Raw genomic sequence first — 25,141 nt, 5'->3', positions numbered from 1 at the left:
CCGCTGGCAGCACCGTGTCCCACTTCTGGTGCCGCCGTGTCCCGATTGCGGTGGGTTTGGGCCCGGTTTCACCGCCGAAAGTGGGACATGGTCCGTCGCGACGGCCCGCGTCCGGCCGCGGGCAGCACCGTGTCCCACTTCTGGTGCCACCGTGTCCCGATTGCGGTGGGTTTGGGGCCGGTTTCACCGCCGAAAGTGGGACACGCAAAGCCTGACTCCGGGGAAGCCCGCCGTTGTCCCCGCCGGCGGGCGGCGCTGGCTAGGCTGAAACCGTGAAGATCGCTCGGTTCAGCCACAACGACGGCATCAAGTACGGGATCCTCGACGAGGGCGAGCTGGTCGTGCTGGCCGGCGACCCGATGTTCGCGGGGTATGAGACGACGGGGGAGCGAGTGCCGCTCGTGGACGCCGCGCTGCTCGCCCCCGTGATCCCGCGCTCGAAGGTGGTCTGCGTCGGCAAGAACTATCACGATCACGCGGCCGAGATGGGCGGCGAGGCGCCGGCCGAGCCGCTGCTCTTCCTCAAGCCGAACACCGCGGTGATCGGTCCCGGCGACACGATCGTGCGTCCCGTCGCGCTGTCCGACCGCACCGAGCACGAGGGCGAGCTGGCCGTCGTGATCGGGCGCATCGCCAAGAACGTCGCCGCGGAGAACGCCCACCAGTACGTCTTCGGGTACACCGTCGGCAACGACGTCACGGCGCGCGACCTGCAGCGCAAGGACGGCCAATGGTCGCGCGCGAAGGGCTTCGACACCTTCTGCCCGCTCGGCCCGTGGATCGAGACCGAGCTCGATCTCGCCGCGGCGGAGCTCACCACCCGCGTGAACGGCGAGGTGCGCCAACACGCGCCGCTCACCGACATGATCCACTCGGTCGCCGACATCATCGCGTACGCCTCGGCCGTCTTCACCCTGCTTCCGGGCGACGTGATCATGACCGGCACCCCGGCCGGCGTGGGCGCCTTCGAGGCGGGCGACGCCGTCGAGGTCGAGATCACCGGAATCGGGACGCTGCGCAACGCCGTCCGCGACGCCCTGCCCGCCTCGTGACCGGGGCGACTCTGACCGAGCTCGATCGGAGCAGGATCCAGCGCCGCACGGTCGGCATCCTCTCGCTCGGTCAGGTCCTCGGCGGGATCGCGTTCGGCGCGACCGTCTCGCTGGGTGCGCTGCTCGCGGCGGACATCTCGGGAAGCGATGCGCTCTCGGGCCTCGCCACCGCCTCGGTGACGCTCGGCGCCGCCCTGGCGGCGATCCCGCTGGCGCGCCTCGCCGGGCTGCGCGGACGCCGCCTCGCGCTGACGGCGGGCAACCTGCTCGCCCTGGTCGGCATCGTTGTGGTGATCGGTGCGGCGGCGATCCGCGTGTTCCCGCTGCTGCTGGTCGGGATCATCATGATCGGCATGGGCAACGCCGGGAACCTGCAGTCCCGGTTCGCCGCGACCGACCTCGCCCAGCCTCAGCATCGCGGTCGGGACCTGTCGGTCGTCGTGTGGGCGACCACGATCGGAGGGGTTGCGGGGCCCCTGCTGCTCGGCCCGGGCGAACAGCTCGGCCGGGCGATCGGCATGCCGCCGCACACCGGGTCCTACCTGTTCTCGCTCGTGGCGCAGATCGCGGCGTTCGCGCTGTATCTGATCGCGCTCCGGCCGGATCCGCTCCTCACCTCGCGCACGCTGCCCGAGACCGGATCCGTCGCGGCGGGCATCGAGCGCGTCGACCGCCCGGTCGCCGCCCGCTACGCGATCTTCGCGATCGCCGGCTCGCACGTCACGATGGCCTCGGTGATGGCGATGACCCCGGTGCACCTGTCGCACATGGCCATGGCCGGCGGGGCGACGGGCGGCATGCACGACGGCATGTCGATGGAGCTCGACGTCACTGTGCTCGTCGGTGTCACCATCGCGATGCACGTCGCCGGGATGTACGGACTGTCGCCCGTGTTCGGCATCCTCGCGGACCGCTGGGCCCGGCTGCGCACGGTGCTGCTCGGACAGGCGCTGCTCGTCGTGTCCCTCTGCTTCGCGATGTTCGCGGGGGAGACCACCTGGGGTGTGATGGTCGCGCTGATCCTCCTGGGTCTCGGGTGGAGCGCCGCGACCGTCGCCGGCGCTGCGCTGCTCACCGAGGCGTCCGCGCCCGCGCTGCGCACGCGCCGTCAGGGGCGCAGCGACTCGCTCATGAGCCTGAGCGCGGCCGGCGGTGCAGTGCTGGCCGGCGTGATCCTGCAGTCGTTCTCCTACGCGGGGCTCGCGATCGCCGCCCTCGTCGTGGTCGCCGCGATCGTCGTGCTGTCGCCCTTCGGGAAGCGATGAGAGGTCGCCCGAACTCCTGGAGCGGAGTCGGCGAGGCCTACGCCGCGTCCTACGCGGAGCTCTGCGCGGGCACGGGCGCGACTCTCCGCGAACTCCTGGGCGCGGGTGACGGCCGCACCCTGCTCGATGTCGGCGCAGGCACGGGCGACCTTGCCGTGACGTTCGCCGCCGACGGATGGATCGTCGACGCGCGGGAGCCGGAGGAGAGCATGAGGGAGATCGCGCGGCAGCGACACCCGGACGTCCGGATCACCGACGGCGCGCTGCCCGAGCTGCCGGACGCAGACCGGACGTTCGACGCGGTCGTGGCGAACTTCGTCCTGAATCATGTGCCGGATCCCCGTGCTGCGGCTGCCGAGCTGTGCCGTGTCACGAGGGATGCGGCCGCGGCGACGATCTGGATCCGGTCGCCGTCGTGGCTCTGGGCGGAGGTGTGCGAGCGCGCCGGGCTGCAGGCAGCGGCGGGTGGACGGCTTCCGGAGGACAAGGACTTCGAGCGCACAACGGACGGCTTCGCACGGATGCTGGGCGACGCAGGATGGCCCGTTCCTGACATGGTCGAGAAGCAATGGATCTGGAACGCACCGGCAACGGCCTTGTGGGCGTCGGTCGAAGGCGGCGTGGCCGGTGCGGGCGCCTACTATCTCGGGCTCGACGCGCGCGAACAAGCTCGCTTCCGGCGGGCGTTCGAAGGCCTGATCACCGAACGTGCGCAGGACGACGTGCTGGCGCTGGAGCACGTCGCCGGGATCGCGGTAATGCGTCGGGATCCGTTCTTATGAGACCGCTGAACATCGGGTATCAGAGCGCTGGTGCGGGTGTAGCGTCATGGGCGGTCCCGCGCCGCTGACCCGGCGGCCCGGGTGATCCGTCAACAAGGAGGTTGGCATGTCACGTACCAGGACCCTCTTCGCCGCACTCGGCGTCACCGCGATGGCAGGAGCGACGGCGCTCGCCCTCGCTCCGGTCTCGTCTCCACCTCCGGCCGCGGCGAGCGTGGTGCCGTTCGCGGCGCAGGCTCCGGACAGCGCGTTCACCTCGCAGGCCGAGTCCGACGGCGGGGCCATCGCCTGCCAGCGGCCCGCCCCGGACAACCGCGTCTCCACCACGATCCACTGCTACACGCCGGATCAGCTGCGCGCGCACTACGGCCTCGGCCCGCTCGCGTCCAGCAACGACGGCGCCGGGCAGACGATCGTGCTCGTGGACGCCTACGGCAGCCCGACCGCCGCCGACGACCTGAACTTCTTCGCCCAGACGTTCGGCGGCCCCGCCCCGGACTTCGAGGCGGTCTCGCCCCTCGGCACGCCCGACTACAAGAACCCGACCGGCAAGGGCGTCGGGCAGTCCGGCCCGAACTCCGCCGCAGGCTGGGCCGGAGAGGCCAACCTCGACGTGCAGTGGGCCTACGCGATGGCACCGAAGGCGCACATCGTGCTGCTGTCCACGCCGCCCGCCGAGACGCAGGGCGTGCAGGGCGTCCCCAACCTGATGAAGGCGATCGACTGGGCGATCCAGAAGTACCCGTCCGGCACGGTGTTCTCCATGTCGTTCGGCACCGACGAGCAGACCTTCGGATCCGCCTCCGCGGCGAAGACGCAGTTCGACCGGTTCGACCAGACCTTCCAGCGGGGCCTGGCGAAGGGCGACACGTTCTTCGCCTCCTCGGGCGATGACGGATCCACCGGATACGTCCGCTCGCATCGCGCCGGCACGGTCGGATCCACGCCCGAGGTCAGCTACCCGAACGTCTCGCCGTACGTGACCTCGGTCGGCGGAACCCAGGTGCAGGACGGCTGGACCTGGAACCCGACGGAGGACGTGCCGTATCTCGCGAGCGGCGCCCGCAACCCGGCGTACTGGGCGTGGAACTCGGGTGGCGACACCGAGCCCGTGTGGAACGAGGGCGGCTTCCAGATCGGCACCGGCGGCGGCCTGTCGACCGTGTACCCGCGGCCGGCCTACCAGGACGGGGTCTCCGGCGCGGTCGGCGGTGCGCGCGGCGTGCCCGACATCGCGTGGAACGCGGCGGTGAACGGCGGCGTGCTGGTCTACCACACGTACTTCCCGAGCACCGAAGGCCCCGCGGCCTGGGGCGTGTACGGAGGCACCTCGGCGGCCTCGCCGCAGGCGGCCGCCGCAACCGCGATCGCGAACCAGGCGAGGGCCGCCGTGGGCAAGGGCCCGATCGGCGACCTGAACAAGGCGCTCTACAGTGCGTCGTTCGACCGCACCTCGGCGTTCAACGACATCGTGCCGCGCACCTATGGCACGACGCCGAGCGGTGTGCTCGACAGCAACCGGATGTGGGCGCTCGCCGATGACGGATCGCTGACGCCGAACGCGGTTCCGGGCTACGCCACGACGGGCGGCTACGACCTGACGACCGGTTGGGGCGCGCCCATGGTGCCGGGCTACGTCGCCCAGCTCGTCGCACAGTGATCACACGGTCCGGGGCCGGGCGGGGATCCTCCGTCCGGCCCCGGACCCTGCTCGGGGGATGCGCCGTGCGCAACTAGAATCGAAGGGCTATGGCTACTCCCGATCCCCGCACCACGACCGCCTCCGGATCCGACGTCCGCGTCCGGTTCTGCCCCTCGCCGACCGGCCTGCCGCACGTCGGCATGGTCCGCACCGCGCTGTACAACTGGGCGTACGCCCGGCACACCGGCGGCAAGCTCGTCTTCCGCATCGAGGACACCGACGCCGCGCGTGACAGCGAGGAGAGCTTCCGCCAGCTGGTCGACGCGCTGACCTGGCTCAAGATCGACTGGGACGAGGGCGTCGAGGTGGGCGGCCCGCACGAGCCCTACCGCCAGTCGCAGCGCGGCGACATCTACCAGGGCGTGATCGAGAAGCTCAAGGACTCCGGCGCCGTGTACGAGAGCTACTCCACGGCGGAGGAGATCGACGCCCGCAACGAGGCCAACGGCCGCGCGAAGCAGCTCGGCTACGACAACTTCGACCGCGACCTCACCGAGGAGCAGCGGACCGCGTTCCGCGCCGAGGGCCGGCAGCCCGCGCTGCGCCTGCGCGTGCCCGACGAGGATCTCACCTACGTCGACCTCATCCGCGGCGAGGTGACCTTCCCGGCCGGATCCTTCCCCGACTTCGTCGTGGTGCGCCCGAACGGCGCGCCCCTGTACACGCTCGTGAACCCGGTCGACGACGCGCTCATGGGCATCACGCACGTGCTGCGCGGCGAGGACCTCATGCCGTCCACCGCGCGCCAGCTCGCACTCTACGGCGCGCTCATCGACGCCGGCGTGACGACCTTCGTGCCACGCTTCGCGCACATGCCGCTTGTGCTGGGGGAGACCGGCAACAAGAAGCTCTCCAAGCGCGACCCGCAGGCCGACCTGTTCCTGCACCGCGACCGCGGCTTCATCCACGAGGGGCTGCTGAACTACCTCGCGCTGCTCGGCTGGTCGATCGGACCCGACCGCGACGTGTTCTCGCTGGAGGAGTTCACCGCGGCGTTCGACATCGTGAACGTGAACCCGAACCCGGCGCGCTTCGACCAGAAGAAGGCCGAGTCGATCAACGGCGACCACATCCGGATTCTCGAGGCGAAGGACTTCGCCGAGCGGATCCTGCCGTACCTCGCCGCCGCCGACGTGTTCGAGGGGGAGCCGACGCACGAGCAGATCGTGCTCGCGTTCCGCGCCGCTCCGCTCGTGCAGGAGCGCGTGCAGCTGCTGGGCGAGGTTCCGGGCCTGCTCGGTTTCCTCTTCTCCGACCGGGTGTCGTACGACGAGGACGCGCTCAAGGGACTCCCGGCGAACGCCGCGCAGGTGCTGACGGCATCGGCCGCCGCGCTCGAGCCGCTCGAGTCGTTCACGACCGAAGCGATCCAGGACGCCCTTTCGGCCGCGCTCGTCGACGGCCTGGGACTCAAGCCCCGCGTCGCCTACGGCCCGCCGCGGGTCGCCCTGACCGGTCGCCGGGTGTCCCCGCCGCTGTTCGAGTCGATGGAGCTGCTCGGCAAGGACGAGACGCTGCGGCGCCTGCGCGCCCTGGCGGCGTTCCTCGGCTGACCCGTTCCCTCGTCCCACTCCGTCTTGGGGCGGACTCACGCGAGGTGGGGCGCGCTATGCATCGTCTTCGCGGCATGACGCGCCCCAGAAGGTCGGACTGCGTTCCAGAGCGTCTCAGGGAGCGCGACGCGCCCGAGTGTGACCGCAGCGGGGTCGTTTTGCGCTTCCGGTGCCCGCTCGGGTAGGCTTGACTCTCGGTGCGAGGCCCAGGTTTCGCCCTTGGGGTATGGTGTAATTGGCAACACGGCTGATTCTGGTTCAGTTGTTCTTGGTTCGAGTCCAGGTACCCCAGCCAACAGAGAAGGCCCGGAAACACTGAGGAATATCAGTGATCCGGGCCTCTGTCGTTCCCGGTGCGACCCGGGGCTCTCGTCGATGTCCGTCAGGACGGCAGAGCGGCCGAGATTTCGGTCGTCTCCGTCGCGAACGATCCCTGGAGCAGCTCGACGAGAGTATCGCCGTGGGTCAGCTGCGGATGGTGGCCGGCGCCCGGCACCGAGATCAGCTCGACGTTCGGAAGCGACCTGAGCAGTTCGACCGCGTCCGCGGCGAGCGGATCCTCGGTGCCCGTGATGATGCGGACCGGGCCGCGGAACCGGGTCAGCGCCCCGCGGAGCTCGGCGCGCCACCGCTTCGATCCCGCGAGGGCGAGCTGTTCGGCCACCCTCTTCGCCCCGCTCCGCTTGAGGTCGCTGCGACTCGAAGCGAGAGCGGCTGCGCTCGCTTCGGATCCGGTCAGCATCCGTGACAGCCGGACCGCGTCCGTGTGCCGCAGGTAGGCGGCGACCAGCGGCCGCAGCGCGGTTGAAGTGCCCGCCGGAGCCTGGAGGAAGAACGGCGCGACCAGCGTCAGGGAATTCACCCGCGCCGGGTACCGGTCCGCCGCGACCAGGGCCGCAGCCGCACCGAGGGAGTGGCCGATGAGGTCGGCGGGCTCCTCGCCCAGCACGGCGGGCAGCCACCGCTCCCAGTCCTGAACGCCCGTTCCGCCGCTGAGGCCGAGCCCGGGCAGATCGACGGCGCGCGCGCCGATGCGCGACGCCACGGCGGCCCAGGTGTCCGCGTTGACCGGAAGGCCGGGAAGGATCAGGCGGCGGGATCCGGATGCGCCGAGCTCGAACGTCCTCACGCCACCGGCGTCGACGAACCGTCGCTCTTCGCCCTCCGCCGCCCCGAACCGGTGCGCGGCCATGTAGTCGGCCCACCGGTCGAGCGAGAACCGCACGTCGGGCATTGGGATGCCGTTTCTCGCGGCGAGCTCGACGGCGGACGCCGTCGGGTAGCGGTCGGAGGACAAGAAACCGAGCGTTTCCGGATCCGCCTTGGTGACCCACTGCGGAAGCCGCTTGATGACGCTCACCGGGATCTTCAGACCCGGGACCTTCGCGCCGAGGTGCCGGCCGACCTGCGTGAGCAGATCCGTCAGCGGCGGGGTCGCGTCGTCGAGAACCCAGTAGGCCGTGCCCATCGCAGCCGGATCGACCGCTGCTGCCGCCATGAAGGTGGCCAGATGGTCGACCGTGACGACCGGGAGGAAGGTCGAGTCGTTCCCGGGCAGCGCGGCCGCGGTGCCGTCCCAGATCTGCTCGATGGTGGTGGCCAGCCCGATCTGCTGGTCGGACTCTCCGGTCACGCTGTCGCCGATCACGCTGGACGGATTGACGATCGTCCAGGGGATCCCGCGCTCCAGGGCTCGGGCCTGGAAGATCGCGTCGGATTCCACCTTCGACGCTTCGTAGGCGCCGAGCTCGTCGTAGACGGCGGTGCGGTGGTCGTCCGACCACGGAACGGTCGCGGGGTCCTGTCCGCCGACGCGGTAGCCCGAGATGTGGACCACGCGCTGCAGGCGGGGGAGATCTGCGGCGAAGTCGATCAGCTTCTCGACGGTGCCGACGTTCGCGGTGCGGGCCTCCTGAGTCGTCATGCCGAACCGGTAGGACCCGGCGCAGTTGTGGATCTCGGTGATGAACGGGAAGGCCGCAGGCCCCCCGGCGAGGATCTCCGGGGCATCGAAGTCGACGATCGTCATGCCGATGCTCCGGGTCAGGCCGTGCTCCCTGAGCCACTGCTCGACACGTGCTCCGGACGCGGCGTTCCGGACTGCTGCGGTGACGTTCGCCCCGGCCTCGGCGAGGGCCAGGATGAGGTGTCGGCCGACGAGCCCTGAAGCTCCGAAGACCAGGGCGTGACGGGATCCCTCGTCGGGGGTCATCGCTTCCCTCCCGCGGTCGAGCGCCGGCCGATGAGGTCCGCCACGATGTCGGCGGCCGACAGCAGGGGCTGGACGCTCCGCGTGGCGCGAGAGACGATGACGGCCCCCTCGATCATCGACACCACGACGGTCGCCAGGGGGCGGCTCTCCTCGGCGCCGACGCCGTCGGTCTCGAGGAGCGCCGCCGTAGGGGCGATCCACGATTCGAAGGCCGAGGCGCACGCCTGCCGCAGTCGCTCGCTCTCTGCACCCATCTCCAGGGTGACGACGGAGACCGGGCAGCCCAGGCGGAAGTCGCTCTCGCCGACGATGGTCGCCAGCGCCTCGATCACGGCGCGGGCGGCTCCCGCAGCACTGCCCGCGGACGCGGCGGTCTCGGCGATCAGCGCTTCGAACTGCTTCGCGGCGAGATCGACCGCGGCGACGCCGAGGCCCTCCTTCCCGTCGGGGAAGTGGAAGTAGATCGACCCCTTGGGAGCCGCAGCGTGTTCGATCACGGCATTCAGGCCCGTGCCGCTGAAGCCGCTGGTCTGGATGAGCTCGAGCATGGACTCTGCGAGTCGTGCCTTCGTCAGGTCGCCTTTGGATGTCATGACCCTTAGAATAGGCTGGTCTACATATTATGCAAATCGGGCCGCCGTCGAGACCGAGTCGGGCGCCGGCGGGCCTTGCTGCTCCTGCTCCGGCCACAGTGCCCGCCGTGCGCCATAGGGATCGTCGACCGGCGCCGAGTGCTCATCGAGCAGCAGGGTGCGACGCGACTCAGGATCGAACGGCGGCCAATCCGCGATGCCGGTGCGGGCCAAGGCGACCCAGCCTGCGCCGATCCGCTCCGCGAGGGCGGCAGGGGCGTGCGAGCCGGCGAAGCGGCGCGCGGCGTCCGTCTCGAGCAGATCGAAGACGAACGGGATGTCGAGCGAGTGGCAGGCGCCGAGCGCGCCGTCGCGGATCGGCGAGCGGTAGCGGAACTCGTACCGCCAGGTGGGGTGGCCGGCGCGCGCGTGCGCCACCGCCAGCCGTTCGGTCGGTGCGGCGAAGAGCCGGTCGCCGAGGATCGCGGCGAACAGGTCGCGCGGCGCCGTGCGCTCATCGAGTGCGGCATAGCCGGAACGCGCGGCGGTGGGATCGCGATGGTCTGACAGCAGTGCGAGGAGATCCTCCTCGCTGGGCTCCGGGCCCGGCAGCAGCTCGGTGAAGAGGCGGGCCTCGTCCCTGGTGCTGCCGAGGAGGAGAGGGACGGGCGCGCCGCGGCCGGCGGACACCGCGTCGAGCGGGCGCTCGCTCAGCAGCATCCCGTCGATGACCGGCAGGAATGCGGCCAGTTCTCCGCGCTCCTCCATGATCGCGTCGAACCGCTCCTGAGCGGTGAGCAGGTCCTCCACGGGAATGGTGCGCAGGCGCTCGAGGTCTTCCGGGACCGTGCCGAGCAGGCGGGCGAACTCGGCAGCGCGGGTCGAGGCTTCCTCGGCGGACAGGACCATCTCGCCGCTCCCGCTCTGCATGATGGCCCGGTGGAAGAGGCCGCGGGACGGCGGGGCGGCGAGGTGCGCGGCGATGCTCACCGCCCCTGCCGACTGTCCGAAGATCGTGACGTTGTCGGAATCTCCTCCGAAGCCGGCGATGTTCCGGCGCACCCAGCGGAGGGCGGCGAGCTGGTCGAGGAGTCCCACGTTGCCGGAACCCGGGACTCCGGGCAGGGCGAGGAACCCGAGCGCGCCCAGCCGGTAGTTGATCGTCACGACCACGACGTCGCGCCGAGTGCTCAGCCGGTGGCCGTCGTAGACGGGATCGGATCCGGATCCCCAGGAGAACGCGCCTCCGTGGATCCAGACGAGCACCGGGCGGCGGGCGTCGTCGACCGCGGGCGTCCAGACGTTGAGCGTCAGCGATCCGACCTCGGAGGTCACGTAGTCGGGGAGGCCGAACATCTCCCGGCGCCCGAGATCGATGGTCTGCGGCACGGCGGGTCCGAACTCCTCGGCCGAGCGCACCGCCGACCACGGCTCGGGCTCCGCCGGCGGCGCGAAGCGGAGGTCGCCGAGGGGATCCCGGGCATAGCGGATCCCGCGGAACACGAGACCATCCTCGAGGGCGACGCCGCGGACCCGGCCCAGGCCGGTCTCCGCGATCGGAGAGGCGCAGTCCGTCACCTCACGCCACCTTGCGCACGGGGAGGATCGCGAGGGCGCCGATCACCGCGATCACCGCGGCGATCGCGAACAGGCCTGCGTAGCCGACGAGGGAGACCACGACGGCACCGATCGAGGCGGAGAGCACCTGCGGGATCACCATCCCGAGGTTCATGATCCCGAGGTCCTTCGCCGCGTCCTCCGGGCGGGGCAGGACGCGGTTCACGAGCGCGGTGTCGACGGACATGTAGATGCCGAAGGCGATGCCGTTCACGACCGCGAAGACGTACATCGCGACCATGCTGGCCTGCACGAGCGGGATCACGAGCGAGACGGCGAGGCCGGCGCCGGCGATCAGCACGAAGACCTTGAGGCGCCCGGTACGGTCGGCGATCGGGGCGGCCAGGATCGATCCGACCACCGACGCGGCGCCGTTGATCGCGAAGAGGAGAGCGGCCTGCGGCACGGCCTGGTCCTGTGCGAGCCCGACATAGTCCTGCAGGGCGAACATGAGGAACGCGAAGAGGAGGAAGTAGCCGAGCATGAGCAGTACCCGCGCGATGAAGACCCACGCGAAGTCCGGGTGGCGGCGCGGGCTGACCCAGAAGGTCGCGAAGAACTCACGGAGACGGAAGGGCTCACGGGGCAGCGCCCGGGAGTCGGTGTCGGGGCTGACCACGACGAACAGCACGGCGACCGCGACGATGAGGATCGCCAGGAGGACGTAGCCGCCTGACCCGGCGAGCTCGGGGAACACGACGAACATGAGCGACCCCACGAGGACGCCCGCGTTGAGCCCGGTGCCGATGAGCGACGACGCGAGACCGATCCGCGCGGTCGGCACCCGGTCGGGGACGACGGCCATGAACGCGGCCTGGAAGGCGTTGAGCGTCAGGCAGGTCGCTGCCCAGCACAGCCCGAGCACGGCGATCGACGGCGCCGCGATCTGCAGCAGCAGCACGGCCGCTCCGCTGACCGCGCCGACCACGATCCAGGGCGCGCGTCGCCCGAATCGCGAGCGGGTGCGGTCGGAGAGGTGACCGAAGACCGGATTCGCGATCGCGGCGGCCACGGTGCCCAGCACGCTCGCGATTGCGAGGGCGCCGGCGTCGGTGGATCCCGTGAGGGCCTGCACCTGCACCGGGAGGAGGATGCTCGGCACCGCGGTCCACACCATGAACAGGACGATCATCGTCGTCGGAAGGGTGATCGCGAGGGTGCCGAGTCGCGGGCGGGACGGCACAGCCGTCGCTGCGGGAGTGAGGGCGGGAGCGGAGGGTTCGTCGTTGAGAGCCATGGGTTCTCCTTTCGGGTGGGTGGAGATCAGGTGCGGGGGAGTGCGACGTCCAGGGAGAGGGCGGGTGCGGCGATGGAGCGGTTCACGGTGAGGCGGAGGGGACCGCCGGGCACCTGCCAGCCGGAATCCGTCCAGCGTCGGAGCGCTTCACGCCAGATCCGGACGTCGACGATGGCGGCGGCGCCGGCGTCGGCCGTCACTGGAGAGAATCCGAGCAGTCGCGGCGGCCCACCGACCTCGTCGTGATACACCTGCACGATGTCGCGGCCAGCGCGCGTACCGGTGTTGCGGACGTGGACGGTCACGACGAGCTCGTCTTCTCGCGTCGTGGCCTCGGCCGCGTCGTACTCCCACTGGGAGTAGCCGAGGCCGTAGCCGAGCGGGTAGCGCGGTGCGACCTGTGCGCGGGAGCCGAAGCGATCGCGCTCGCCGTAGTCGAGGACGCCGTCGACGGGTGCAACCGAGGGGAGCCTGCTCTCGCCGGACGGGATCGCGACCGGAAGGCGTCCTGCGGGCTCGCGTCGTCCGAGCAGGCAGTCGGCGAGGGCACGGGCGCCCTCTTGGCCGGGGAACCACGCCCACAGCACGCCTGCGGGGAGCTTCGCCCAGGGGAGCAGGACCGGGGATCCCGCGTTCACCACGACCACGGTGCGCGGGTTCGCGGTGCACACCGCGCGGACGAGCTCGTCCTGGCGGCCGGGCAGTGCGAGGCTCTGGCGGTCGACGCCCTCGGTCTCGTACTCGGCGGTCGTTCCCACCACGACGATCGCGACGTCGGCGTCCCGTGCGGAATCGACGGCACGGGCGATCAGGAGATCGTCCTCGGGCGTGGGCGGCAGGTGCCCCAGATCGATGAGGTGCCAGTCGGCCTCGGCATCCCACTCGTGCACGACGGTGAGCAGGACCTCGCGGTCGCCCGCGATGTCGATGCGATGCTCGTACGGTTCGACGAGCGGTGAGAGCGGATCGCGGTCGGGCACCGCCAGGTCGAATGCCTGCGGGGTCCCGTCGTCGATGCGGACCGAGTAGGTGCCGTTGCCGCGCACGGACAGCCCGTGGACACCCACCTCGGTGAGGCGGACCGTGGCGGACACCACGATGCGGGCGGCGCCTGCGGGGACCGCCTCGTCCAGGACGAGATCGGCATGCCGGCGGTGCTCGGTGAGAAGCGTCGCGCCCGAGGCGTCCTCGAAGCGCACCGCGATTCCCGCGGGGATGCGCTCGTCCGCGAGCGGGGGAAGATTGCGGTGGATCGAGACGCCGGGCTCGACGGTGATGGTCGTGCCGTCTCCGAGGGCCTGCCGCAGCCGCTCCCCGAGCCCCGGCATCGGGGTCGGGCGCACCTTGGCGCTGCCTCCGCCCTGCAGCGTCAGCCGCTCGGCGAGCGGGCCGATGAGGGCGATACGCGCGGGTGCGCGGAGCGGCAGCGTCCCATCGTTCTCGAGCAGCACCATGCCGGACGCCGCCAGGTCGGCGAGCGTCTCATCGAGGTCGTCGGCATCGTGCGCCTCCGAGGACGTGGTCGCGCGGTCGCGGCGCGCAGCGACCCGGGACAGCGCGGCGAGTTTCTCGTCGATCGCCTCCTCGGGCACGGCGCCGTGCAGGACGGCGTCGACCAGTGTCGGGCCCCAGGGGCCGTCCGGGCCGGGCATCGACAGGTCGAGGCCGGCCATCGCGGTGGCCGCGGTCGATCGTGCGGCGCCCCAGTCGGAGACGACCGCGCCGCGGAAACCCCACTCCTCGCGGAGGATCCGGTGCAGCAGCCCGTCGTTCTCGGTGGCGGTGACGCCGTTGAGGCTGTTGTACGCGGCCATGACCGCGTCGACGTCGCCGCGGCGCACGGCCGCCTCGAAGGGAACGAGGTAGACCTCGCGCAGCGTCGTCTCGTCGATCCGGGCGTCGTAGGACAGCCGCTCGGTCTCCGACTCGTTGGCGACGAAGTGCTTCGCCGTCGCGGCGACGCCTGCGGACTGGATTCCCCGCACGAGCCCGACGCCGATCCGAGCGGTCAGCTGCGGATCCTCGGAGAGGCACTCGAAATGGCGGCCCCCGAACGGCGTGCGCTGCAGGTTCAGGACGGGGGCGAGCAGCCAGTCGACGCCCGCGCGACGCGCCTCCGTGCCGAGCAGTCGCCCCGCCCGCTCGGCTGCGCGTTCGTCCCATCCCGCCGCGACGGACGTCGGATTCGGCAGCAGCACGCCTTCGCTCTCGATCCCGAAGGCGCCACCGCGGACCCCGGCCGGGCCGTCGGAGAGGCTCAGCGAGCGCAAGCCGATGGCGGGGAGCGGGCGGGTGCGCCAGCCGTCCTGGCCGGTCAACGACGCGACGCGATCATGCAGGTCGGCCTGGATCGCCGGTCGCGGGCTTGTGGTCGCGGTCGCGGGAGATTCGGGCACCAGCGCCCCCTTCGCTCGGGTTGGCCCCGAGCGTAGAGGCAAAAACCGTGACGGATCGTGGTTTGTTACCTAAACGAGATTTATGCGTCCCCTAGACTCGCTTTCATGCCCGCAGAAGAAGCCCAGGCCTCCCCGGCGCGGCGGGCGAGCGGCTACCCCGTCGGTGAGCGCACCCGAGCCAGGATCCAGGGCGCGGCGTTGCGCGAGTTCGCCGAATACGGCTATCGCGGGTCCACCATGACGCGCATCGCCGAGCGGGTCGGCATCTCGGAGGCCGGCCTTCGTCACCACTTCCGATCGAAGGACGAGCTCCTCATCGAGATCCTGCGCGACCGCGACCGCGCGTCGGATCGCAATTGGGAGGCGGCGGGCAGCCCCGTCGGCATCGCCGATCTCGAGTACAACGCGCGCCTGCTGGAGCTCAACGTCACCGTGCCCGATCTTGCGCGTCTCTTCGCCGTCGTGGTCGGGGAATCGGTGACCGTCGAGCATCCGGCTGCGGAGTGGGCGCGCGAACGGTACCGGAGCATCGGCGCGACGATGGCCCACAGCGTGCGCGGCGGGATCGCGTCCGGGCAGTACCGCGCGGACATCGATCCCGATCGGATCGCACGACAGATCATCGCGGTCATGGACGGCCTGCAGACGCAATGGCTGCTGGATCCGGAGCGCATCGACCTCGTGGCGGACTTCCAGGCCTACGTGGCCGCTCTGATCCGGGATCTGCGGGTCGGCGACTGACTGCGGGACGTCGAACGCGTCCGGAGTCGATCTCAGTCCGCCGTGATCCGGCCGTCCTCGAGCCGGATCACGCGGTCGGCGGCGGCGATCGCGTCCTCATCGTGCGTCACGCAGGCGACAGCGGCGCCGCGGGCGGCCTCCTCGGCGAGGATCGTCCTGGTCCGCGCGCGGCTCTCGGTATCCAGGCCGGCGGCGGGCTCGTCGAGGAGGAGGATCCCGGGGCTGCGGACGATGCCCTGGGCGAGCAGTACGCGCTGGCGCTGTCCTCCGGAGAGCTCGGAGAGCAGGCTTCGCTCCCGGCCTGCCAGGCCCACCCGCCCGATCGCCTCGGCGACTCTCCGGCGCCTGCCTCCGCCGATACCCCTCCGCCGATGCTCGCCCCGGCACCAGAGCCCCATGGTCACGACCTCGGCCACCGTCAGAGGAAGAGCGGGCGGCGCTTCGGGGCACTGCACGACGAGCGCCACTCGATCGGCGCGCCAGACCGTGCCGGCGTGCGGCCGGAGCACGCCGGCGAGCAGCTCGACCAGCGTGGATTTCCCCGCGCCGTTCGGCCCGGCGATCGCGGTCGTCTCGCCGGCGTGCAATCTCGTCGAGACGTCGTGGAGCACCATGTCGTCTCCGTAGCCGAAGCGGAGCGAGGTGGCGAGGATCGCGACTCGGGGATGACTCATAGCCACAACCGTAGCAATTGATAATCATTCTCATTTGTGGCTAGGATCGGGACCCATGTCCTGGCTCATCGATCCCTTCAGCGCGGCCTTCGTTCTGCGCGCTCTCGTCGGCGGCGTGCTCGTCGCCGCCATCTGCGCGGTCGTGGGCACTTGGGTCGTGATCCGCGGAATGGCGTTCCTGGGGGAGGCGCTCGGCCACGGAATGCTCCCCGGCGTCGCGGTCGCCACGGTCGTGGGTCTGCCGCCGATGGCCGGCGCCGCGGTGTCCGCGACGGCGATGGCGGGGGCGATCGGGATCCTGCAGCGGCGCGGGCGGCTGTCCTTCGACACGAGCATCGGCCTGCTGTTCGTCAGCATGCTCTCGCTCGGTGTCATCGTCGTCTCGCACTCGCGGACCTTCGCGACCGATGCCACTGCGATGCTCTTCGGCGACATCCTCGCGGTCGAGGCGGCGGACCTCGTCGTGCTCGCCGTCGCGCTGGCGGTGACGCTCGTCGCGGCAGCGGCCTTCCACCGGTCTTTCGTCGCGGCCGCGTTCGACCGCAGGATCGCCGCGACGCTCGGCCTGCGCCCCGGGCTCTCGCACGTCGTGCTCGTCGGCCTCGTCACGCTCGCGGTTGTGTCGGCGTATCAGGCGGTGGGGACGCTGCTGGTGGTCGGACTCCTGCTCGCGCCCGCGGTCGCGGCTCGGCCATGGGCGCCGCGGATTCCCGCGACGATGGCACTTGCCGCGCTCCTAGGTGCCCTCGCCGTCGCCGCCGGCCTGGTCCTGTCGTGGCACGCGGGAACCGCGGCCGGTGCCTCGATCGCGGGCGCCGCCGTGCTGCTCGCGGCACTGTCCGGGATCCTGCGGGCCGCGATCCATGCGCTCCGCGCCCGTCGTCCGGACGCGTCCGGTGACGAGCTCATGACGAAGGCGCCCGAACCTCGCGGCGACACCGTGGCGAAGGCGCTTCCGCTCTCCGCCGACGCCTCGCGCGCGTGAACCTCCGACCGTCCCTACCCCTGGAAAGGCCCCGATGCCCTCCCCTCACCGCACCGCGACCCGGCATCGCGTCACCGCACTGCTCGCCACCGTGCTCGTCCTCCTGACCGCTTCCGCGTGCTCCGGGCCCACGCCCGCCGGAGCTCCCGGACCGTCGTCGACGGCCGGACACGGTGCGGTCGCCGGCGCGGAGGAGGTCGCCGAGCCGCCGCTCATGCTGCTCTCCGTCGACGAGCGCGGCGAGGTCGGTCTCATCGACCTGCTCGATGGCGCCGCGTCCGCCGTGGGCCGCATCGGCGCGCCTCGCGCGCTCGCGAGCGACGGCCGCTACGCGTTCGTCACGACCGATGCGGGGATCGAGGTCGTCGACAGCGGGGCCTGGACCTGGGATCACGTCGACCACTTCCACTACTACCGAGCGGCCCCCGCGATCCTCGGCGCGGTCCGAGGCGAAGGGGCGGCCGTGGTCGCCACCGGCCCGCTCGCGACCGCCGGGTCCACCGGGATCTTCTTCGAGGGGTCGGGCGAGGCCGTGCTGCTCGACAACGAGGCGCTCTCGAAGGGGAGGATCGAGGAGGGGTTCCGTCTGCGCACAGGGGCTGCGCGGGGGATCGTGGCGCCCTGGGGCGAGGGCGCGGTCATCGCCGTCGACCGCGTGCTGCGGTATCACGATGCGTCCGGCACGCCGTCCGGTGCCGAAGCCGTCTGCGCGGATCCGGCCGGAAGCATCACCACGCGAGCCGGTCTTGCGATCGGGTGCGCCGATGGAGCGGTGCTCGTCACGGGAGACGCGAGCGCGCCCGTCTTCGAGAGGATCGTCTTCCCCGACGACGGATCGCGCCCCGCAGGCTACGACGGACGAAAGGGTCGCCCGACCGTTGCCGGCGTGACCGGAGGCGACGGTTTCGTCCTGCTCGACACCCGGGAACGCGCGTGGTCCAGGGTCGCGACGGGGCGACCGCTCGTGCGCGCCGTCGCGATCGACGACGAAGCCGGCCACGTCGTCGCGCTGGACGGGGAGGGGCGGATCCGGGTCTACGCCGACGGCGCCGAGATCGCTGCGACGGCGCCGCTGGTCGTCGGCGATCCCGGAGCGGCGTCTCTGTGGGCCGACGCTCAGCGCGCGTACCTCGGATCGCCCGCCGAGGGCGTGGTCCGGGAGATCGACTACGCCGACGGGGCGCGCATCGCGCGCACGATCGAGACGCCGACCCGGCCCGTCTTCTTCGCGGAGGTGGGTCGATGACCCGCCGGGCCCTCGCCCTGCTGGCTGCTCTCATCGCATTCGGCGCCGTGCTCACCGGGTGCAGCGGGGCAGGGGCCACGTCGGGCAGGCCGCAGATCGTCGTGACGACCAACATCCTCGGCGACGTCGTCTCGCGCCTCGCGGGGGAGCAGGCGGACGTCATGACGCTCATGAAGCCGGATGCCGATCCTCACTCCTTCGAGATCTCGGCGCAGCAGGCGGACCGACTCGCGCAGGCGGACCTGCTGGTCTCCAACGGACTCGGCCTGGAGGAGGGGCTGCAGCAGCATCTCGATCGTGCCGCCGAGGCGCGGGTGCGGATGTTCGTGGCCGGCGACCGCATCGACGTGCTGCCGTACGCGGACGGGGATGCACGGGGCGCGCCGGATCCGCACTTCTGGACGGATCCGGCGAGGATGCGCGATGTCGTGGACGCCCTCGAACCTGCGCTCGCCGGGATCGACGGCGTCGATGCGGCCGCCATCAGGGCGAACGCCGACGCGTATCGCGCCGACCTCGCCGCGCTCGACGCCGAGATGACCGCCGCGTTCGCAGCGATTCCGGTCGAGAAGCGCGCCCTCGTCACCAATCACCATGTGTTCGGCTATCTCGCCGACCGGTTCGGGTTCCGCATGGTGGGCGCGGTAATCCCCGGCGGCACGACCCTCGCTGCGCCGAGCGCTGCGGACCTGCGCAACCTCGTCACAGCGATCGAGGAGGCGGGTGTGCGCGCGGTGTTCGCCGAGTCGTCCCAGCCCGATCGCCTGGTCCGCGTGCTCGCCGAGGAGGCCGATCTCAGGGTCGAGGTCGTCGAGCTCTACACCGAATCACTCACGGCTCCGGGTAAGGGAGCAGACAGCTACCTCACGATGATGCGAGCCAACACGGCGCGCATCGCGCACGGCCTCGGCGCATGAGGCCACTTCGAAGAAAAGGAAGAACGATGCAACGACACACGCGACGCTTCACGGCGGCAGCCGTCTTCGCGGGAATCGCGGTCCTCGCGACGGGGTGCGCGAGCTCCGCGGCAGGGGGCGCGGCGCCCTCGGCGGAGGCGACGACGACGGAGAGGATCGCCGTGACCTACCCGAACGGGATCGCGGTGCTCGACGGCACCACGCTCGAGACCGTGAAGGAGTTCGACACGGAGGAGTTCACGCGCGTCAATCCGTTCGGCGACGGACGCACGATCGCCGTGACCACCTCGCGCGGATTCCAGATGCTCGACACGGCGAAGCCCGCGCTGACGGACCTCACCATCCCCGCCACGACGGCGGGCCATGTGGTGGTGCACGACGGCAAGACCCTGCTCTACGACGACGGGACGGGCGGCACGACGATCCTGGATACGAATGCGTTCGCCGGCGGGTATGCCGCCGTTCCGACGGGGGAGGAGCACACGGCTGCGAGCGCCCACCACGGGGTCTCGATCGCGCTCGAGGACGGCACCTTGCTGACGACCGTGGGGGACAAGACGGCGCGGACCGGTGCCGAGGCGCTGCGCGCGAAGGACGGCGGCTGGGAGCAGACCGCCGTGAACGCGCAGTGCCCGGGGATCCACGGCGAGGGCGCGGCGAAGGGCGACGCGGTCGTCTTCGGCTGCGAGGACGGAGCACTGCTCTACAAGGACGGAGCGTTCACCAAGTTCGCCGCCCCCGCCGCCTATGGCCGGATGGGCAACGCGTTCGTCTCTCCCACGAGCTCGATCGTCGTCGGAGATTACAAGAAGGATCGCGACGCCGAGGGATACCTGCTCAACGCGGTGACCCTGATCGACACCGCCGCGAGCACCTACCGCGTCGTCGACCTCCCCGCCGCGGTGCAGTACACGTTCCGCGACGTGGCGCGCGGACCCGGCGACTTCGCGTACATCCTCGCGACCGACGGGTCGATCCACGTGCTGGATCCGTCGTCCGGCGAGATCACGCGGTCGTTCCCGGTCGTCGAGCCGTGGAAGGGTCCGGTCGAGTGGCAGGATCCGCATCCGGCGATCAAGGTCCGCGGTGACGTCGCCTACGTGACGGAGCCTGCGGCGAACAGCGTGCACGTGGTCGATCTCGCTTCCGGCGAGACCCTCACCACTGCTCGGCTGGAGCACACTCCCAACGAGATCGCGGTCGCATCCGACTGACGTCCGGAACGGAACGTTGTGCCTGCCCGGCACCGGGCAGGCACAACGTCGTCGTCGGTTCCCGAGAACCTCTTCGCCCGGCCCCTGCTCGGCTACTCGCTGAGACGGCGATGCCGACGGAGCCTTCGCAGGCCGACCGGATCGGGGCGGCCGTCCGGAGCGTCGGCGATCGCGCGCAATCGGGCGTGAGCCTCCGATGCGTCGAGATGCATGCCGATCGCGACCAGCTCGCCGACCTCGGGTGCCTCCGCCAGGGGCTCCACGTGCACCGAGGCGCCGACGACGTTCACGAGGAAGCCGCGCTCGCCCTTCGCCCCGCGCACGCGCACCCGGCCCTTCACCCGGTACGCGCCTGTCGGCGGATCCTCCAGGAGATCGACGAGCGCCCCCGGCGGGACGGGGCTCGTGAGCGCGACGGATACGGCCTCCGCATGCGGGTGATCGTGCCGGCCCGCGTCCTCGCGGAGCAGGCGCGCCAGCGGCAACTCGTCCACGGGATCCTCGGTGCTCGCGGTGTCGAAGACGAGGGAAGGGTCGATTCGCCCTTTGCGGGCCTCGACGAGATGCACCGAGGGATTACGGAGGCGCACCCGCTCCCGGATCCTTGCGAGCGTGTCGGTGCGCTCGTGATCGGCCAGCAGATCGGTCTTGCCGATCACGACGAGCGAGGCGGCGGCATAGCGCGCCGGCGGCTCGGAGTGCGTGTCGACCGTGCGGAAGTGCTCGTGCGCGTCGAGGACCTCGACGATGCCGCCCGGTCGTACGCGTTCGGCCCCGCTGAAGCGGATCACCCGCGCGAGTGCCCCCGGCTCGGCGACGCCGCTGGCCTCGATGAGGATCGCATCGAGGCGCAGCCGCGGATGCGAGAGTCGCTCGAGCGCGTCGTCGAGTCCGCCGGCGTCGGGGAGGCAGCACAGGCAACCGCCGGAGATCGCCGCCGCCTCGTCGATCTGGCCGCTCACGAGCGTCGCATCCACGTTGATGCCGCCGAAGTCGTTCACAACCACGCCGAGCCGAGCGCCCGGTGCGCGCAGGAGATGGTTCAGCATCGTGGTCTTGCCCGCTCCGAGGTGGCCGGTGATCGCGATGACGGGAACCCGGCGGGCGCGTGGGGGCTCCGTGGGCTCGTGCGGTGTCGTCATGAGGATCCCTATCGGTCCGTGCTGCATACCGGCCGGGTGAGAAGCTGACCGTTCGAGCCAGTCTATTGAGAATGGCTATCGATAGTGTCAGTGGCTTATGCCGAGTCCGCGGTGAGGGACCGGCATGCACCTTCTGTGTCTTCCCAGTCCGCGCAGGGGATGCGATGCAGGGCTTCGTGGTGATCATCGGTCCTGAGACTCCCCGGTCGCGCAGTCCACTTTGAGCCCTTCCGGGAGTGCGGCGTCGCTGCGCGTAGTGTGTCGCGCCGTCACAGCGACAGGGTCATCAGGGAACGAGCAGATAGCCCGCACCGACGACGGTGAGGATCATGACGATGCGGTCGAAGAGCGCCTGCTGCACGTGCGGGATCAGCCATCGACCGAGCAGGGCCCCGATGACGACCAGTGGGGCGAGCACCGCATCCACCAGGAGCACCGGCACCGTGATCAGCCCGAGGCCGGCGAGGACGGGCAGCTTCACGATGTTAACGATGGCGAAGAACCACGCGGCGGTGCCGAGGAACACCTTCACGGGCGTCCTCATGGCGAGCAGGTACATCGACATGACCGGACCGCCGGCGTTGGCCACCATCGTGGTGAAGCCGCCGAGCGAGCCGTAGCCGGCCGTCATCGCGAGGCCCGTGCGGGCATCGCGATGGGAGGTGCGACGCTGCCAGAGGGTGATCGCCACCATCCCGAGCAGGATGATGCCGATGACGGGCTTCACGAGCGCGTTGTTCGCGAACGCCAGGAAGAGTGCGCCGAACAGGACGCCGACGACCACGGCGGGCGCGAGCCGCAGCAGCGTCGGCCAATGCGCGTGGCGTCGATAGGCGAGCAGGGCGAAGACGTCACCGACGATGAGCAGGAGGAGCAGCGCACCGGTCGACGTCCGGGCCGGGAGGAAGGCGGCGAAGAGGGCGACGGAGATCGTGCTGGCCCCGGGCAGCGCGGTCTTCGAGACGCCGACGATGGCCGCGGCGAGGGCGAGGAGGGCCCACGCCCACGGCGCCAGATCGAGCATTCGGACGCGGTTACTTGGCGACGAGGGTGGTCTCGAAGCTGTACATGTCGGGCCGATAGCAGTGGTGGCCGAACTCGATCGCCCGGCCCGAGTTGTCGTAGGCGACGCGCTCCATGGTCAGGACAGGACCCCCGCGGTCGATGTCGAGCAGTTCGCTCTCGTCGCCCGCCGCTCGGCGAGCGCCGATCCGCTGCTTCGCGATCTGGATGGCGACGCCCCGCGCGCGGAGGATCTGGTAGAGCCCTCGCTCGCTCAGCTGCTCGGTGGTGATGTCACCGAATTCGGGAGGCAGATAGTTCTCCAGCACCGCCACCGGAACACCGTCGGTGGTGCGCTGGCGGCGTAGGTAGACGATGTCCGTGCCCGCTTCGAGGCCGAGCGCGGCCGCGATCTGCTCGGTCGCAGGCACCACCTCGTGTGCGAGCACGATCGTCCCGGGAGCGTGATGGGAGCTGGTGAGGTCCTCGTAGAGGCTCGTGAGCTCGACCTGCCGCGTCACCTGACCCTGGACGACCTGGGTGCCGATACCGCGCCGGCGCACAAGGAGGCCCTTGTCGACGACCTCCTGGATGGCGCGGCGGATCGTCGGGCGTGAGACGCCCAGGCGCTGTCCGATCGCGATCTCGTTCTCGAGCCGTGCGCCGGGGGGGATGGCTCCCGACTGGATCGCCGTCTCGAGCCTGCTGGAGATCTGGAAGTAGATCGGCACAGGGCCGGTCCGGTCGAGGTCCTGGAAGAGCTCGTCCGGCCAGAGGGGATCGTCGTTCGCCATGGAAAGCCTCCGTTCGACAATATGTCGTCACAACCTTACGTCCTGGCGCCCTTGTCATGCGAGATTGTCCCCTTGCAACGAACGAAGCTTGTGTTATTGTTAGGACAATTCAGAGGCGAAGTGCTTCCTGAGACGAATCAGCGAAGGTGGTGTCCGGCGGCGTATGAGCGAACCGACCCTCGAACTCGATGTGCTTGCAGCCGGACGGCTGGGCGTGGACCTCTACCCCCTTCAGGACGGACGGGGTCTCGCCGACGTCGACACCTTCGGCAAGTACCTCGGCGGCAGCGCCGCGAACGTCGCCGTGGCGGCCGCCCGGCATGGCCACGACGTCGCACTGCTGTCGCGCGTCGGCGACGACCCCTTCGGGCGCTACCTGCTGCGCGAACTCGACCGCCTCGGCGTCGACAACCGATACGTCGGGGTCGATCCACGATTGAAGACGCCGGTCACGTTCTGCGAGATCTTCCCTCCCGATGACTTCCCGCTCTACTTCTACCGCGAGCCGAAGGCGCCGGATCTCGACATCGAACCGTCCGACCTCGACCTCGCTGCCGTCCGGCGCGCCCGCGTCCTGTGGCTCACCGTGACCGGCCTCAGCCAGGAACCGAGCCGCGCCACGCATTTCGCCGCGCTTCACGCCCGGGACCGTGCACAGCACACCATCCTCGACCTCGACTACCGGCCGATGTTCTGGGCCGACCCCGCGGACGCGTCGACGCAGGTCGCCCACGCCCTCCCGCATGTCACCGTCGCCGTCGGCAACCGTGAGGAATGCGAGATCGCGGTCGGTGAGACCGAGCCGCTGCGCGCCGCCGACGCGCTGCTCGAACGAGGCGTCGAACTCGCCATCGTCAAGCAGGGCCCCAAAGGCGTCCTCGCCAAGACGCGGGACGAGACGGTCGAGGTGCCGCCTCATCTCGTCGACGTGGTGAACGGTCTCGGCGCGGGGGACGCGTTCGGCGGCGCACTCATCCACGGCCTGCTGTCCGGGTGGGAACTGGAGCGCATCATGCGTTTCGCTAACGTCGCGGGCGCGATCGTGGCCTCGCGCCGCGAGTGCTCGACCGCGATGCCCACGGCCGGCGAGGTCGAAGCCGTCCTCGAGAAGGGGTACTGAGATGAGCAGGATGACCCCTGGCGAGGAGGAGTTCGCTGAGCTTCGCGAACTCCGTGCCCGGCACCCCGAGCAGCTCCGCGCACGGCTGACGGGCCGGCGTCGGCGAGACGTGCTCAACGGCGACGGACGCCTGTTCATCGTCGCGGCGGACCACCCCGCTCGCGGTGCGCTCGCCGTGGGGGCGAACCCGACCGCGATGGCGGACCGCTACGACCTGCTCGAGCGGATGGCGATCGCCCTCGGCCGCCCGGGCGTCGACGGCGTGCTCGGCACCCCAGACATCATCGACGACCTCGCCGGCCTCGGCCTCCTCGACGACAAGATCGTCGTGGGCTCGATGAACCGCGGGGGACTGCGCGGGGCGCGATTCGAGATGGACGACCGCTACACGGGCTACGACGTGCCGACCATGGCGGCGGACGGCATCGACTTCGCGAAGACGCTGATCCGCGTGAATCTCGACGACGACGCCACGGCCCCCACCTTGCAGGCGACCGCCGATGCCGTCTCGCAGGCGGCCGCTGCGGGACTGCCGATCATGCTCGAGCCGTTCATGAGCCGCTGGGTCGATGGGCGCATCGTGAACGACCTGTCGACCGATGCCGTCATCCTCTCGATCGCGATCGCCTCCGGGCTCGGAGCCTCCAGCGCATACACCTGGATGAAACTGCCGGTCGTGGAGGACATGGAGCGCGTCATGGCCGCGACGACGATGCCGACGCTTCTGCTCGGCGGCGATTCCGGGGCCGATCCGGACCAGACGTTCGCCGCGTGGGAGGACGCGCTCTCCCTCCCCGGCGTCCGCGGGCTCACGGTGGGCCGCACTCTCCTCTATCCGCCCGATGGCGATGTCGCCGCTGCCGTGGACATCGCGGCCGGCCTCGTCCACACCCGACTCTGACACCGACGAAGGAAAGC

Annotated in this window: 21 protein-coding genes and 1 tRNA gene; 13 read left to right on the top strand and 9 right to left on the bottom strand. The window is 70.7% G+C overall.

Annotated features, from left to right (window positions below):
• Positions 1 to 272: 272 nt before the first annotated feature.
• From ACFC1J_RS04035 to ACFC1J_RS04010, 6 genes are all read left to right on the top strand, one after another.
• Positions 273 to 1,052 carry a fumarylacetoacetate hydrolase family protein gene (locus ACFC1J_RS04035; protein WP_375902661.1) on the top strand — a complete coding sequence of 260 codons (780 nt, stop codon included), beginning with the start codon at positions 273 to 275 and terminating at the stop codon, positions 1,050 to 1,052.
• Positions 1,049 to 2,317, top strand: a complete 1,269-nt coding sequence (locus tag ACFC1J_RS04030) for an MFS transporter (RefSeq protein WP_375902660.1) — start codon at positions 1,049 to 1,051, stop codon at positions 2,315 to 2,317. Before ACFC1J_RS04035 ends, ACFC1J_RS04030 begins: the two co-directional genes overlap by 4 nt.
• Positions 2,314 to 3,099: a class I SAM-dependent methyltransferase gene (locus ACFC1J_RS04025; protein ID WP_375902658.1), complete on the top strand. Its 786-nt coding sequence runs from the start codon at positions 2,314 to 2,316 to the stop codon at positions 3,097 to 3,099. The genes ACFC1J_RS04030 and ACFC1J_RS04025 overlap by 4 nt, the downstream gene beginning before the upstream one ends.
• Positions 3,100 to 3,205: 106 nt before the next feature.
• A complete protein-coding gene (locus ACFC1J_RS04020; RefSeq protein WP_375902656.1) occupies positions 3,206 to 4,759 on the top strand; it encodes a S8 family serine peptidase in 1,554 nt (517 codons plus the stop codon).
• Between the two features lie 89 nt (positions 4,760 to 4,848).
• Positions 4,849 to 6,354, top strand: coding sequence for a glutamate--tRNA ligase (gltX, locus tag ACFC1J_RS04015; RefSeq protein ID WP_375902654.1), 1,506 nt, complete (start codon positions 4,849 to 4,851; stop codon positions 6,352 to 6,354).
• A 220-nt stretch (positions 6,355 to 6,574) separates the two neighbouring features.
• Positions 6,575 to 6,649 (top strand) — tRNA-Gln (locus tag ACFC1J_RS04010).
• A gap of 87 nt (positions 6,650 to 6,736) precedes the next feature.
• Here ACFC1J_RS04010 and ACFC1J_RS04005 read toward each other — a convergent pair.
• Genes ACFC1J_RS04005 through ACFC1J_RS03985 form a run of 5 tightly spaced genes read right to left on the bottom strand, consistent with a single transcriptional unit; the run spans position 6,737 to position 14,388 of the window.
• Positions 6,737 to 8,566, bottom strand: a complete 1,830-nt coding sequence (locus ACFC1J_RS04005; protein ID WP_375902652.1) for an alpha/beta fold hydrolase — start codon at positions 8,564 to 8,566, stop codon at positions 6,737 to 6,739.
• On the bottom strand, positions 8,563 to 9,159 hold the full coding sequence (locus ACFC1J_RS04000) for a TetR/AcrR family transcriptional regulator (RefSeq protein WP_375902650.1): 597 nt from the start codon (positions 9,157 to 9,159) through the stop codon (positions 8,563 to 8,565). Before ACFC1J_RS04000 ends, ACFC1J_RS04005 begins: the two co-directional genes overlap by 4 nt.
• 27 nt (positions 9,160 to 9,186) lie before the next feature.
• Entirely contained in the window at positions 9,187 to 10,716 is a 1,530-nt protein-coding gene (locus ACFC1J_RS03995; protein WP_375902649.1) for a carboxylesterase/lipase family protein, read from the bottom strand.
• A gap of 1 nt (position 10,717) precedes the next feature.
• Positions 10,718 to 11,992, bottom strand: a complete 1,275-nt coding sequence (locus ACFC1J_RS03990; protein WP_375902647.1) for an MFS transporter — start codon at positions 11,990 to 11,992, stop codon at positions 10,718 to 10,720.
• 26 nt (positions 11,993 to 12,018) lie between these two features.
• Positions 12,019 to 14,388: a glycoside hydrolase family 3 C-terminal domain-containing protein gene (locus ACFC1J_RS03985; RefSeq protein ID WP_375902645.1), complete on the bottom strand. Its 2,370-nt coding sequence runs from the start codon at positions 14,386 to 14,388 to the stop codon at positions 12,019 to 12,021.
• Between the two features lie 105 nt (positions 14,389 to 14,493).
• Between ACFC1J_RS03985 and ACFC1J_RS03980 the strand changes: the two genes are divergently transcribed.
• Positions 14,494 to 15,129 (top strand): TetR/AcrR family transcriptional regulator, encoded by a 636-nt coding sequence (locus ACFC1J_RS03980; protein WP_375902643.1) that lies wholly within the window; start codon positions 14,494 to 14,496, stop codon positions 15,127 to 15,129.
• A gap of 32 nt (positions 15,130 to 15,161) precedes the next feature.
• Here ACFC1J_RS03980 and ACFC1J_RS03975 read toward each other — a convergent pair whose 3' ends face one another.
• Positions 15,162 to 15,803 (bottom strand): ATP-binding cassette domain-containing protein, encoded by a 642-nt coding sequence (locus tag ACFC1J_RS03975; protein WP_375902641.1) that lies wholly within the window; start codon positions 15,801 to 15,803, stop codon positions 15,162 to 15,164.
• Positions 15,804 to 15,858: 55 nt separating this feature from the next.
• Between ACFC1J_RS03975 and aztB the strand changes: the two genes are divergently transcribed.
• Genes aztB through aztD form a run of 4 tightly spaced genes read left to right on the top strand, consistent with a single transcriptional unit; the run spans position 15,859 to position 20,165 of the window.
• Positions 15,859 to 16,788: a zinc ABC transporter permease AztB gene (gene aztB / locus ACFC1J_RS03970; protein WP_375902639.1), complete on the top strand. Its 930-nt coding sequence runs from the start codon at positions 15,859 to 15,861 to the stop codon at positions 16,786 to 16,788.
• A 34-nt stretch (positions 16,789 to 16,822) separates the two neighbouring features.
• A complete protein-coding gene (locus tag ACFC1J_RS03965) occupies positions 16,823 to 18,034 on the top strand; it encodes an ABC transporter (RefSeq protein ID WP_375902637.1) in 1,212 nt (403 codons plus the stop codon).
• Positions 18,031 to 18,951: a zinc ABC transporter substrate-binding protein AztC gene (gene aztC / locus ACFC1J_RS03960; protein WP_375902635.1), complete on the top strand. Its 921-nt coding sequence runs from the start codon at positions 18,031 to 18,033 to the stop codon at positions 18,949 to 18,951. Before ACFC1J_RS03965 ends, aztC begins: the two co-directional genes overlap by 4 nt.
• A 26-nt stretch (positions 18,952 to 18,977) precedes the next feature.
• Positions 18,978 to 20,165 (top strand): zinc metallochaperone AztD, encoded by a 1,188-nt coding sequence (gene aztD, locus ACFC1J_RS03955; RefSeq protein WP_375902633.1) that lies wholly within the window; start codon positions 18,978 to 18,980, stop codon positions 20,163 to 20,165.
• Positions 20,166 to 20,257: 92 nt separating this feature from the next.
• Here aztD and ACFC1J_RS03950 read toward each other — a convergent pair whose 3' ends face one another.
• The 3 genes from ACFC1J_RS03950 to ACFC1J_RS03940 form a co-directional block, all read right to left on the bottom strand.
• On the bottom strand, positions 20,258 to 21,307 hold the full coding sequence (locus ACFC1J_RS03950; protein WP_375902631.1) for a CobW family GTP-binding protein: 1,050 nt from the start codon (positions 21,305 to 21,307) through the stop codon (positions 20,258 to 20,260).
• 286 nt (positions 21,308 to 21,593) lie between these two features.
• Positions 21,594 to 22,331, bottom strand: coding sequence for a sulfite exporter TauE/SafE family protein (locus ACFC1J_RS03945; protein WP_375902629.1), 738 nt, complete (start codon positions 22,329 to 22,331; stop codon positions 21,594 to 21,596).
• 10 nt (positions 22,332 to 22,341) lie between these two features.
• A complete protein-coding gene (locus tag ACFC1J_RS03940; protein WP_375902627.1) occupies positions 22,342 to 23,103 on the bottom strand; it encodes a GntR family transcriptional regulator in 762 nt (253 codons plus the stop codon).
• A 163-nt stretch (positions 23,104 to 23,266) separates the two neighbouring features.
• Between ACFC1J_RS03940 and iolC the strand changes: the two genes are divergently transcribed.
• Together iolC and ACFC1J_RS03930 are read left to right on the top strand one after the other, a co-directional pair.
• A complete protein-coding gene (gene iolC / locus ACFC1J_RS03935) occupies positions 23,267 to 24,223 on the top strand; it encodes a 5-dehydro-2-deoxygluconokinase (RefSeq protein WP_375902625.1) in 957 nt (318 codons plus the stop codon).
• Between the two features lies 1 nt (position 24,224).
• The gene (locus ACFC1J_RS03930) at positions 24,225 to 25,124 is read left to right on the top strand and encodes a class I fructose-bisphosphate aldolase (RefSeq protein WP_375902624.1); all 900 of its coding nucleotides are present in this window, start codon (positions 24,225 to 24,227) and stop codon (positions 25,122 to 25,124) included.
• Positions 25,125 to 25,141 lie beyond the last annotated feature (17 nt).

Source organism: Microbacterium sp. NPDC056052, from assembly GCF_042266785.1.
Taxonomy (GTDB): Bacteria; Actinomycetota; Actinomycetes; order Actinomycetales; family Microbacteriaceae; genus Microbacterium.
The sequence above is the reverse complement of the archived record's forward strand: the minus strand, read 5'-3'. Positions and strand labels throughout refer to the sequence as shown.

Excerpts from the sequence above, each read along its gene's own strand:
- ACFC1J_RS03990 (WP_375902647.1), bottom strand. The coding sequence starts at position 11,992 with ATGGCTCTCAACGACGAACCCTCCGCTCCCGCCCTCACTCCCGCAGCG.
- ACFC1J_RS04000 (WP_375902650.1), bottom strand. The coding sequence starts at position 9,159 with ATGACATCCAAAGGCGACCTGACGAAGGCACGACTCGCAGAGTCCATG.
- ACFC1J_RS03930 (WP_375902624.1), top strand. The coding sequence starts at position 24,225 with ATGAGCAGGATGACCCCTGGCGAGGAGGAGTTCGCTGAGCTTCGCGAA.
- aztD (WP_375902633.1), top strand. The coding sequence starts at position 18,978 with ATGCAACGACACACGCGACGCTTCACGGCGGCAGCCGTCTTCGCGGGA.
- ACFC1J_RS03965 (WP_375902637.1), top strand. The coding sequence starts at position 16,823 with ATGCCCTCCCCTCACCGCACCGCGACCCGGCATCGCGTCACCGCACTG.
- iolC (WP_375902625.1), top strand. The coding sequence starts at position 23,267 with ATGAGCGAACCGACCCTCGAACTCGATGTGCTTGCAGCCGGACGGCTG.
- ACFC1J_RS03950 (WP_375902631.1), bottom strand. The coding sequence starts at position 21,307 with ATGACGACACCGCACGAGCCCACGGAGCCCCCACGCGCCCGCCGGGTT.
- ACFC1J_RS04020 (WP_375902656.1), top strand. The coding sequence starts at position 3,206 with ATGTCACGTACCAGGACCCTCTTCGCCGCACTCGGCGTCACCGCGATG.
- aztB (WP_375902639.1), top strand. The coding sequence starts at position 15,859 with ATGTCCTGGCTCATCGATCCCTTCAGCGCGGCCTTCGTTCTGCGCGCT.
- ACFC1J_RS03945 (WP_375902629.1), bottom strand. The coding sequence starts at position 22,331 with ATGCTCGATCTGGCGCCGTGGGCGTGGGCCCTCCTCGCCCTCGCCGCG.
- ACFC1J_RS03975 (WP_375902641.1), bottom strand. The coding sequence starts at position 15,803 with ATGAGTCATCCCCGAGTCGCGATCCTCGCCACCTCGCTCCGCTTCGGC.
- ACFC1J_RS03940 (WP_375902627.1), bottom strand. The coding sequence starts at position 23,103 with ATGGCGAACGACGATCCCCTCTGGCCGGACGAGCTCTTCCAGGACCTC.
- aztC (WP_375902635.1), top strand. The coding sequence starts at position 18,031 with ATGACCCGCCGGGCCCTCGCCCTGCTGGCTGCTCTCATCGCATTCGGC.
- ACFC1J_RS04005 (WP_375902652.1), bottom strand. The coding sequence starts at position 8,566 with ATGACCCCCGACGAGGGATCCCGTCACGCCCTGGTCTTCGGAGCTTCA.
- ACFC1J_RS04025 (WP_375902658.1), top strand. The coding sequence starts at position 2,314 with ATGAGAGGTCGCCCGAACTCCTGGAGCGGAGTCGGCGAGGCCTACGCC.
- gltX (WP_375902654.1), top strand. The coding sequence starts at position 4,849 with ATGGCTACTCCCGATCCCCGCACCACGACCGCCTCCGGATCCGACGTC.
- ACFC1J_RS03980 (WP_375902643.1), top strand. The coding sequence starts at position 14,494 with ATGCCCGCAGAAGAAGCCCAGGCCTCCCCGGCGCGGCGGGCGAGCGGC.